General features: G+C 70.1%; 10 protein-coding genes. 3 read left to right on the forward strand and 7 right to left on the reverse strand.

Annotated elements, in window-relative coordinates; translation table 11 throughout:
* Positions 1-427: 427 nt before the first annotated feature.
* The gene (locus G3I65_RS16595; RefSeq protein WP_160696915.1) at positions 428-1,012 is read left to right on the forward strand and encodes a helix-turn-helix domain-containing protein; all 585 of its coding nucleotides are present in this window, start codon (positions 428-430) and stop codon (positions 1,010-1,012) included.
* On the opposite strand, the gene G3I65_RS16600 is transcribed toward G3I65_RS16595, so the two are convergent.
* From G3I65_RS16600 to G3I65_RS16615, 4 genes are read right to left on the reverse strand one after another with little or no spacing between them, the layout of a single operon-like run.
* Complete coding sequence (locus G3I65_RS16600) at positions 1,003-2,160, reverse strand: sulfotransferase (RefSeq protein ID WP_160696916.1); 1,158 nt, start codon at positions 2,158-2,160, stop codon at positions 1,003-1,005. The genes G3I65_RS16595 and G3I65_RS16600 overlap by 10 nt on opposite strands.
* A gap of 8 nt (positions 2,161-2,168) precedes the next feature.
* A complete protein-coding gene (locus tag G3I65_RS16605; RefSeq protein ID WP_166640190.1) occupies positions 2,169-2,951 on the reverse strand; it encodes an SDR family oxidoreductase in 783 nt (260 codons plus the stop codon).
* Positions 2,952-2,953: 2 nt separating this feature from the next.
* The gene (locus tag G3I65_RS16610; RefSeq protein WP_160696918.1) at positions 2,954-4,144 is read right to left on the reverse strand and encodes a hypothetical protein; all 1,191 of its coding nucleotides are present in this window, start codon (positions 4,142-4,144) and stop codon (positions 2,954-2,956) included.
* A complete protein-coding gene (locus G3I65_RS16615) occupies positions 4,141-4,620 on the reverse strand; it encodes a nuclear transport factor 2 family protein (RefSeq protein WP_163046701.1) in 480 nt (159 codons plus the stop codon). The genes G3I65_RS16610 and G3I65_RS16615 overlap by 4 nt, the downstream gene beginning before the upstream one ends.
* Before the next feature lie 39 nt (positions 4,621-4,659).
* Here G3I65_RS16615 and cysD point away from each other — a divergent pair, with 39 nt between their 5' ends.
* Together cysD and cysC are read left to right on the forward strand one after the other, a co-directional pair.
* Positions 4,660-5,589 carry a sulfate adenylyltransferase subunit CysD gene (gene cysD, locus G3I65_RS16620; RefSeq protein ID WP_163046702.1) on the forward strand — a complete coding sequence of 310 codons (930 nt, stop codon included), beginning with the start codon at positions 4,660-4,662 and terminating at the stop codon, positions 5,587-5,589.
* The gene (gene cysC, locus G3I65_RS16625) at positions 5,589-7,397 is read left to right on the forward strand and encodes an adenylyl-sulfate kinase (RefSeq protein ID WP_160696920.1); all 1,809 of its coding nucleotides are present in this window, start codon (positions 5,589-5,591) and stop codon (positions 7,395-7,397) included. Before cysD ends, cysC begins: the two co-directional genes overlap by 1 nt.
* On the opposite strand, the gene G3I65_RS16630 is transcribed toward cysC, so the two are convergent.
* The 3 genes from G3I65_RS16630 to G3I65_RS16640 form a co-directional block, all read right to left on the reverse strand.
* Positions 7,394-8,098: a class I SAM-dependent methyltransferase gene (locus G3I65_RS16630; protein WP_160696921.1), complete on the reverse strand. Its 705-nt coding sequence runs from the start codon at positions 8,096-8,098 to the stop codon at positions 7,394-7,396. The two genes, cysC and G3I65_RS16630, sit on opposite strands and share 4 nt — an antisense overlap.
* 25 nt (positions 8,099-8,123) lie before the next feature.
* A complete protein-coding gene (locus tag G3I65_RS16635) occupies positions 8,124-8,702 on the reverse strand; it encodes a hypothetical protein (RefSeq protein ID WP_160696922.1) in 579 nt (192 codons plus the stop codon).
* Positions 8,703-8,803: 101 nt separating this feature from the next.
* Positions 8,804-9,448 carry a response regulator transcription factor gene (locus tag G3I65_RS16640; protein WP_160696923.1) on the reverse strand — a complete coding sequence of 215 codons (645 nt, stop codon included), beginning with the start codon at positions 9,446-9,448 and terminating at the stop codon, positions 8,804-8,806.
* Positions 9,449-9,586 lie beyond the last annotated feature (138 nt).

Raw genomic sequence — 9,586 nt, forward strand, 5'->3', positions numbered from 1 at the left:
CAGAGCGCGTCGCCGCCGGCGCCGCAGCCCAGGTCCAGCGCGGCGCCCGCGGGCAGGTCCGCGGCGATCTCGGCGAGCACGGGGTTCACGCGGGTGGTGCGGGGCTCGCGGTAGTGGTCGTCCCAGAAGCGGACGGCGTCCATGGTTCTCCTTCGTGCCGGGGTACGGCGTTCACCCTGCCCCGCGGGCGCCGCCGGGCGCACGAAAACTTGCCGGACCGGCAAGACTGGCGACCGAGGTCCAGCGCGGCCGGTCCGCGGCCGGTCACCCGCTCGCCAGCGCGACTTCGCCGGGACCCTGGCCTGAGATGTAGTGAATGACTCATTCATGTCGTCTGACGACATGAATGAGTCATTCAAGACATCAGCGAAGCCGCCGCCGAGCCAGCCGCCGCACGAAGACTTGCCGGACCGGCAAGACTGGGGGCATGAGCGAGGAGATCGACACCGTCCTGGCCGCGGTCGGGCCGCGGTTGCGGGCCCTGCGGCGGCAGCGTGGCAGCACCCTGGCCGGCGTCTCGGCCGAAACCGGGATCTCGGAAAGCACCCTGTCCCGGCTCGAAAGCGGGCAACGGCGGCCGAACCTGGAGCTGCTGCTGCCGCTGTCGCGCGCCTACGACGTCCCGCTCGACGACCTCGTCGGCGCCCCGCGCACCGGCGACCCGCGCGTCCACCTGCACCCGGTGCACCGCTACGGCATGACGTTCGTGCCACTCACCCGCCGCCCCGGCGGGGTGCACGCGTACAAGATGCTCATCCCGGCCGGCGGCCCCGTCGAGCCCACGCCGCAGACGCACAGCGGCTACGAATGGCTCTACGTCCTCAACGGGACGCTGCGGCTGGTCGTCGGCGACCGCGACCTGACCCTGCCACCGGGCGAGGCCGCGGAGTTCGACACGACGGAGCCGCACTGGCTGGGCTCGGCCGACGGCCGCGCGGTGGAACTGCTCATCCTGTTCGGGCTGCAGGGCGAGCGCGTCCACGTCCGGCCGCGCGACGGCGATCAGCCGTAGACGGCCCGGTAGCCCGCGAACCGCTCGTCGACTTCTTCGGGCGTCAGGCCGAAGTCCGCCAAGCTGTACCGGTGCACGGGTTTGCGTTCCCCGGTCCGGCTCCGCTCGTGCACCGCCGTCATCGCCGCCCGCGCCTCGTCCGTCAGCTCCAGTCCGAAGTGGTCGTACACAGTGGACACCGTGCCGACCGGGTCGGCGACGAAGTCCTCATAGGCCACGTCACAGAACTGCGCCGGGTCGTACCGGCCGCGCGCGTGCAGGAACTCGTCGGCGCCGCGGGCCCACAGGTCGAGCTGCCCGCGGCCGATCACCTCACCGCGGAACTTGGTGGACCAGCCGTCCGCCGCCTTCTCGGCGAGGCTGCACATCGAGCCCATGATCGTCCGCGGCGCCCGGTGGGTCTGGATCACCAGCGCGTCCGGGTAGTTCGCCATCAGCGCGTCGAGGGCGAAGAGGTGGCTCGGGTTCTTGAGCACCCAGCGCTTGCCCGCGTCCGGCAGCCCGATCAGCCGCAGGTTGCGCCGGTGCCGGGCGTAGGCGTCGGTCCAGTCCTGCTTCGCCAGCCAGCGCGAGTACCGCGGCACGTGCGCGAGGCATTCGAACGACACCGAGCGCATCGACTGGCGCAGCAGCTGCCAGCACTCCTCCACCTGGTCGGCGGACATGTGGTGCACGCCCATGAACTCCGGGTGCTCGACGTGGTGGCGTTCGTACCCCGCCTGGATCCCCTGGAAGATCGGGTTGTCCGCCCACGTTTCGCGCGGCGGCCGCGGTTGCGGGACCTCCGCGAGCCACACCTCGAGGCCCTGGTGCGCCGGGTCCTCGACGAGCAGCCGGTGCAGCGCGGTCGTCCCGGTGCGGGGCAGGCCGGTCACGAAGATCGGCCGCTCGACGCGGACGTCCGCGTGCGCCGGGTGCTGCTTCCACGACGCCTCGCTGAGCAGCCGCGCCACGAGGGCACCGCGCAGCATCGCCCGGTGCACCTTGTTGCCGAACGGCGTGAGGTCCTCGTCGGCCTCGTACGCCTCCAGCAGCACGCTCAGGCCCTCGACGTACTCGCCGCTGCCGAAGTCGTCGAGGCCGGTGAGCTTCGACGCCGAAGCGCGCAGGTCCTCGACGGTGCCGACGTCTTCGCGGCCGGGGAGCATCGAACCTCCTAGTGGTGGTACTCGCCGCCATTGACGTCGAGGCACTGCCCGGTGATCGCGCGCGCCATCGGCGAGGCGAGGAACACCACCGCGTCGGCGATCTCGTCGGGCTCGGGCAGCTTGCGCAGGTCTATTGTGGACGCGGTCTCGGCGTACACCTCTTCAGGCGTGATGCCGCGTTCCTTGGCCAGATAATTGAAGTACCACTTGAGGTTCGGCGCCCAGATGTAGCCGGGGGCGACGGTGTTGACGCGGACGCCGTCCGGGCCGACTTCGCTCGCGAGGCTCTGCGAGAGCGACAGCAGCGCCGACTTCGCCATCTTGTACGCGCCGAACGTGCGCCGGGAATGCCGCAGCACGGCGGAGTTGATCATCACCAGCGAGCCCTTGCTCTCCTTGAGCGCGGGCAGGAACAACCGCGTCAGCCGCAGCACCGAGATCCCCGCCGTCTCGAACCCGGCCCGGACGGCGTCGAGGTCCACTGTGGCCAGATCGGTCAGCGGCGGGACGGCGAAAGCGTTGTGCACCACGGCGTCCACGCGTCCGAACGCTTCGAGGGCCTCGTTCACCAGGTTCTCGGCGGAGTCCGCGTCGTCGATGTCGGTCCGGATCGCGACGGCGCGGCGCCCGAGGTCGGTGACTTCCTTGGCCACCTCGGTGAGCCGGGACTCGGTGCGCGCGGCGAGCACGACGTCCGCGCCCGCCTCCGCGCTCCGCACGGCGATCGACCGGCCGAGTCCCGGGCCGATGCCGGAGACGACGACCACCTTGCCCTGCAACAGATCCGGCATCCTCACCCCAGCATCCGGGCGGCGACGGCATCCTGCCGGGCCGCGATCCGCGCCGCCCACTCGGCCGGCGTCACGCGTGCCTCCTCGTGGTAGGGCAGCCGGTCCGGCAGCTCGTCAACCTTGACGACCTCGACGACCGGGCCGTCCTCCGGCCCGAGGTCCCGGGCCAGCCGCTGCCAGCGGATCTGGACGTACCCGCGGTCGTGCCCGGTGCGCTCCAGCCAGTTCGCCAGGCCGGGGTCGCGTTCGCTGATCACGAACCGGATCTTGCCGTCGGGGTCGACGCGCGCCTGGTCGGCGGTGAGGCTCGTCTGGTGGTTGATGTAGTCGAGCGAGACGTACCAGAGGCTGCCGAGCTGAATCCCCTGATACGGCGCGTCCGCGCAGCGCGGCACGGTGACGATCATCGCCTCTTCCTCGCCCAGGTCGTAGTGCCCGGCCGAGGAGAACTGCGTGGTCAGCCCGCCCGGCGTCGACCGCGGCTCGGTCATCGTGTTGACCGGCAGGTTGTCGTAGAACCACTTCGGGAACGCCAGGAACGTCTTCAGCCGGCTCAGCAGGATCTTGCCGGTCACGCCGTAGCGCTTGGCCAGCGCGGAGCGGTCCGGCACCGGCGGCGCCTGGCCCGCTGTGTCGACGCACTGGATGCGGATCTCGCCGCGCTTCTCGGTCGCCCAGTCGCTGTGGACCTCGCGCACGACGAGCATCGACGAGCCCTCGCCGAGCACGAAGTAGTTCGGCCCCGGGTTGTCGCGCGCCGGCCCGAACCGCAGCTCGAACCGGCCGTCTTCGCCGATTTCGATGGCGCGGTCGTCGAACGCGGCGAGGCTGTCGGGCACCACGACCGGCGAGTAGTCGCCGTTGAGGATCTGGAAGCTCAGGTCTGCGGTGGTGCCGCGGACGCCGGTGACGAGGTATTCGCGGTCGGCGCGGATGTTCGCGTTGAAGTACAGCGTGTCCGGGTTGTCCAGGCCCATCTTCGTGTACGGCCCGGTGGACGCGGTGAAGTACGGGAAGTCGCGCTGGTAGGCCCAGGCCATCTGCAGGGACGCGCGGATGCTGCCGGCGAGGTAGTCGTAGCCTTCCAGCAGGCCCTGCTCCGTCTGTGCCGGCGGCGCCTCCGCGATCAGCTTCTCGGCCTCGGCGATCGCGTCGGCGAACGGCCGGGTCAACGAGAACTCGTTCTCGATCATGCCGGCACGGCCCAGCGGTTCGCGAGCAGCCGGAAGCCGGGATTGCCCTCCCAGGAGAGCATCGACTCGTAGGTCCGGACGTACCCGATGTGCGACATCCGCCAGGCGCCGTCGGCGTCGCGGCGGTAGGTGTCCTCGTAGAAGGCTGCGCCCTCGATGATCACCTTGTGGTCGGGGACGATGACCTTGTCGGTGAACGACCACCGCCCGGTCGCGGTGTCGCCGTCGACCTCGATCTCGGGCTGACCTGCGTGGTGTACGGTGATGATGCCGTTGCCGAGGCTCGTGGTGAGGAACTCGAGGATGGCGTCGCGCCCCTCGAACTTCTTCCCGTCCCCGCCCACGGCGTGCGTCCCGTAGTCGGCCGTGGCGTCGACGGTGAAGGTGTCGGCCACCTCGTCCCACAGCTTGAGGTCCACCCCGCGCAGGTACCGGTACTTCAGCCGCTTGATCTCTTCGAGTACGACCAGGTCCATGTTCACAGGGTCCCGCACCGCTTGACCGATGACAAGAACATGTTCTACTTTTTTCCGGTGTCCGTGGCCTACGAGCTGTCCCACCTGGCCGCGCTCGAAGCGGAGGCCGTGCACGTCTTCCGCGAAGTCGCGGCGACCTTCGAGCGCCCGGTCCTGCTGTTTTCCGGCGGCAAGGACTCCGTGGTGATGCTGCACGCCGCCGCCAAAGCGTTCTGGCCGGCGCCGCTGCCGTTCCCCGTGCTGCACGTCGACACCGGTCACAACTTCGACGAGGTCATCCGGTTCCGCGACGAGACCGTCGCCGCCTTGAACCTGCGCCTTTTGGTCGCGAGCGTGCAGGATGACATCGACGCCGGCCGCGTCGTCGAGGAGACCGGCCCGGGCGCCAGCCGCAACCGGCTGCAGACCGTCACGCTGCTGCGCGCCATCCGCGAGGGCGGGTTCGACGCCGTGTTCGGCGGGGCCCGCCGCGACGAGGAGAAAGCCCGCGCGAAGGAACGCGTCTTCAGCTTCCGCGACGAGCACGGCCAGTGGGACCCGCGGGCCCAGCGCCCGGAGCTGTGGAACCTCTACAACGGGCGGCACCGCCGCGGTGAGCACATCCGCGTCTTCCCGCTGTCGAACTGGACCGAGCTGGACATCTGGCAGTACATCCGGGACGAGCGGATCGCCTTGCCGCCGTTGTACTACGCGCACCGGCGCCCGGTCGTCCAGCGCGACGGCATGCTGCTGGCGGCGACCCGGTTCCTGTCCCTTGTGGACGGCGAGACGCCGTACGAAGCGACCGTGCGCTTCCGGACCGTCGGCGACGCGACGTGCACCGGCTGCGTCGAATCGTCGGCGGCGACACCGTCCGAAGTGGTCGCCGAAGTGGCCGCCACGCGCGTCACCGAGCGCGGTGCCACGCGCGCCGACGACCGGATTTCCGAAGCAGGCATGGAAGACCGCAAGCGGGAGGGCTACTTCTGATGCAGCTGCTGAGGATCGCCACGGCGGGCAGCGTGGACGACGGGAAGTCCACGTTGATCGGCCGGCTGCTGTTCGACTCGAAGGCGATCTTCACCGACCAGCTCGCCGCCGTCGAACGCGCCAGCCGCGAGCGCGGCGAGGACTACCCGGACCTCGCGCTGCTCACCGACGGCCTGCGCGCCGAACGCGAGCAGGGCATCACGATCGATGTCGCCCACCGCTACTTCGCCACGCCCAAGCGGAAGTTCATCATCGCCGACACCCCGGGCCACCTGCAGTACACGCGGAACATGGTGACCGGCGCGTCGACGGCGGACCTGGCGCTGATCCTCGTGGACGCGCGCAAGGGCGTGCTGGAGCAGTCGCGGCGGCACGCGTTTTTGGCTTCACTGCTGGGGATCGGGCACCTCGTGGTGTGCGTGAACAAGATGGACCTCGTCGGCTGGTCGCGTGAGCGGTTTGACGAGATCCGCGAAGAGTTCCGCCGGTTCGCGATGAAGCTCGACGTCGCCGACCTGACGTTCGTGCCGGTTTCGGCGCTGCACGGCGACAACGTCGTCCACCGCAGCGCGAGCATGCCGTGGTACGAAGGGACTTCGCTGCTGCACCAGCTCGAAGAGGTGCACGTCGCCTCCGACCGCAACCTGATCGACGCCCGGTTCCCGGTGCAGTACGTGCTCCGCCGGCCGGACTTCCGGGGCTACGCGGGCACCATCGCGGGCGGGGTGTTCAAGCCGGGCGACGAGGTCGTGGCGCTGCCGTCGGGGTTCACCTCCCGCGTCCGGGCGGTCTGGGGACCCGGCGGGACGCCGCTCGCGGAAGCGTTCACCGGGCAGGCGGTGACGGTCGAGCTGGCCGACGACCTGGACCTCGGCCGCGGCGCGATGTTGTGCCGCCCGGGCAACCGCGCGGAATCGGCCCGCGAGGTCGACGCGCTGGTGTGCTGGTTCTCGTCACGTTCGTCGCTGACACCCGGTGCGTCCTACGCGGTCCGGCACACGACCACCGAGACGCGGGGCACGGTGGAGCGGCTGGAGTACCGCCTCGACGTGACGACGCTGCACCGCTCCGAGGCGGAGTCGTTGTCCTTGAACGACATCGGCCGCGTCCGGCTGCGCACGCGCGCGCCGCTGCTGTTCGACCCCTACCGCCGCAACCGCGCCACGGGCGGCTTCCTGCTGGTGGACGAGCACACCGGCGACACGGTCGCCGCGGGCATGATCACCGGCGCGGTCGCGTCCCCGGTCGTCTGGCACACCGCGGCAGTCCGCCGCGAGGACCGCCCGACCCGCGGCGCGACGGTGTGGCTCACCGGCCTTTCGGCGTCGGGCAAGTCGTCGGTGGCGGTCGAGCTGGAACGCCGCCTGGTCGCGGCGGGCCGCCCGGCGTACCTGCTGGACGGCGACAACCTGCGCCACGGCCTCAACGCCGGGCTGGGGTTCAGCCCTTCGGATCGCGCCGAGAACGTGCGCCGGGTGGCGGAGGTGGCGCGCCTGTTCGCGGACGCGGGCGTGGTGGCGATCGCGTCCCTGATCAGCCCGTACGCTTCGGACCGGGCTCGGGCGCGGGAGGTGCACGCGGACCTGCCGTTCGTGGAGGTCTTCGTCGACACGCCCCTGGAGGTGTGCGAGGCCCGGGACCCGAAGGGGATGTACGCGAAGGCGCGCGCCGGGGAGATCACGGGGTTCACCGGCATCGACGCGCCCTACGAGCGCCCGGAGTCCCCGGACCTGGTGCTGCACCCGGCCGACGGCGACCCGGCGACCATGGCCGCCGCCGTCCAGGCACTCCTCGACGACCTCGGCTAACCGGCTTCGAGCACGAAGAACAGGAAGCTCGGGAAGGTGTCGAGGATCGGGAAGTCGTCCGGGAACAGCTCGCGCGCCACCGCCGTGGGCCGCGGTTCGTGGACGACGGCGAGCCGGAACCCCGCCGCGGTGAACGCGTCGGTCATCGCGTGCAGCGGCTTGTTCCAGAACGTCATCCGCCCGGTCCGGCCGTGCAGCGGGAATTCGTCGGTCCAGGTGTAGTGCGCGAAGTAGTCGGGCCGCGGTCCCTCCTGGCGGTGCGTGAGGTTGACCATGAGCGGGTGGTTGACCGACGCGATCAGCCGTCCCCCGGGCTTGAGCACCCGTTTCAGCTCACCCAGCGTCGGCGCCCAATCGCGCAGGTAGTGCAGCACGAGCGACGCGGTGACGAGGTCGAACTCGCCGTCGGGGAAGGGCAGCGGCTCGGCGAGGTCGGCGACCCGCAGATCCGCGTCGTCCCCGAGCCGCCGCCGGGCCTGCTCGATCATCCCGGCACTCTGGTCGAACCCGGAAACGACGGCACCCCGCTCCCGCAGCGCGGCGAAGAGCGGCCCGGAACCACACCCGGCGTCGAGCACCCGCTGCCCGGCCACGTCCCCGGCCAGCGCCAGCGCGGCGGGCCGCTCGTAGTGGGCGTTCATCAGACTGGACTCGTTCTCGGCCGCGTAGGCCTCGGCGAAGCTGTCGTATTGAGCGGTCATGCCTTCATCCTGCCGGAATGCCGGCTCACAGCAGCTTTCGGTTCCTCAGCAACTCCACCACATAAACGACCAACAGGCCGACAACGACGATGAGCACGGGGATCCCTGAAGTGAATGTGTCGCCGAGCGATACAGCCAACGGGACCGCAACGATCACGGGAGCGGTCGCGATCAGGATCAACGGCAGGTGGTAGGGAACCAGCCTCTGCAGCAACCGGACAGCCGGGTCACCCATGCCCTCGTGCCATCCCGTGAAGCCCTGGAATCGACGAGACATCGGCTTCTCGTACCGGGTGCGGAGATGCTCCGAAGCGACTCCGATCTGCATGTTGTAGAAGACGATGAGGATGCCGAGGAGAAGCGAGACCAGAGGAGCTACCAGAAGCAGCGAAGCACTCTTGCGATCGATCCCGAACCCCAGGACCGCCGAGCTCACCGTGACGGAGCAGACGACCAGTGATGTCCGGTGGTCCATCTTCTTGAGAATTTCGTCGCGCAGCGTTCGGTACTCGGCCAAAAAGAGATCACGGGCGAACTCGGCACCGGTGATGATGCTGGTCACTTCGGCCGAGTCAGGGTCGGTATCTCCGTCGGAGGTCGCCACGTCGCTCCCAGAAGGTCTCGTGTACTTCTTTCTCAAGTCCGTTCCGTCAGCGCGTTCGTTACGCCGTTCATCCAGAAAGATGAAACTCCGCGGTCATGCCTTCATCCTGCCGGAATCACGAAGCCCGAGTCGTAAGCCCGGATCACCGCCTGGGTCCGGTCGCGGGCGCCGAGCTTCGCCAGTACGTTGCCCACGTGGGTCTTCACCGTCTGGACACCCAGGTACAGCTCGCCCGCGATCTCCACATTGGACAGTCCGGCGGCCATCAGCCGCAGGACTTCGCGCTCCCGCTCGGTCAGGTTGACGCTCGCCAGCCCGTCCCCGGTCGGTGACTGCCCGGCCGCCAGGCGGCGGATCGCCGCCGGGAACAGCAGGGACTCCCCCGCCACCACGGTCCGGATCGCCGCCACGATCTCCTCCGGCCGGGCCCGCTTGAGCAGGAACCCGCTGGCGCCGGCGCGCAGGGCGTCGTAGACGTAGTCGTCGTTCTCGAAGGTGGTCACCACGATGACCTTCGGCGGGTCCACAGTGGACATCAGGTGCGTGGTGGCGGCGATCCCGTCCACCGCGGGCATCCGCACGTCCACGAGCACGACGTCGGGCCGCAGCCGGGCGACGAGCCCGGGCACCTCGGCGCCGTCGGTGGCCTCGCCGACCACGGTGAGGCCGTCTTCGCTGTCGACGATCGCCCGCAACCCGGCCCGGATCAGGGGTTCGTCGTCGACCAGCAGCACCCCGACGCTCACCGCCCGCTCCCCCACGGCACCCGCACCACGACCTCCCACCGCTCGTCCACCCGTCCCGCCGACAGCTCGCCCCCGAGCACTGCCGCCCGCTCGGCCATCCCGCGCACCCCGCGCCCACCGCCGCCGGGCCGGCCCGCG

Origin of the sequence: Amycolatopsis sp. SID8362, from assembly GCF_010550475.1 — a bacterium.
GTDB classification, from domain to species: Bacteria; Actinomycetota; Actinomycetes; order Mycobacteriales; family Pseudonocardiaceae; genus Amycolatopsis; species Amycolatopsis eburnea.

Excerpts from the sequence above, each read along its gene's own strand:
- G3I65_RS16630 (WP_160696921.1), bottom strand. The coding sequence starts at position 8,098 with ATGACCGCTCAATACGACAGCTTCGCCGAGGCCTACGCGGCCGAGAAC.
- cysD (WP_163046702.1), top strand. The coding sequence starts at position 4,660 with ATGTTCTACTTTTTTCCGGTGTCCGTGGCCTACGAGCTGTCCCACCTG.
- G3I65_RS16595 (WP_160696915.1), top strand. The coding sequence starts at position 428 with ATGAGCGAGGAGATCGACACCGTCCTGGCCGCGGTCGGGCCGCGGTTG.
- G3I65_RS16610 (WP_160696918.1), bottom strand. The coding sequence starts at position 4,144 with ATGATCGAGAACGAGTTCTCGTTGACCCGGCCGTTCGCCGACGCGATC.
- G3I65_RS16605 (WP_166640190.1), bottom strand. The coding sequence starts at position 2,951 with ATGCCGGATCTGTTGCAGGGCAAGGTGGTCGTCGTCTCCGGCATCGGC.
- G3I65_RS16600 (WP_160696916.1), bottom strand. The coding sequence starts at position 2,160 with ATGCTCCCCGGCCGCGAAGACGTCGGCACCGTCGAGGACCTGCGCGCT.
- G3I65_RS16615 (WP_163046701.1), bottom strand. The coding sequence starts at position 4,620 with ATGGACCTGGTCGTACTCGAAGAGATCAAGCGGCTGAAGTACCGGTAC.
- cysC (WP_160696920.1), top strand. The coding sequence starts at position 5,589 with ATGCAGCTGCTGAGGATCGCCACGGCGGGCAGCGTGGACGACGGGAAG.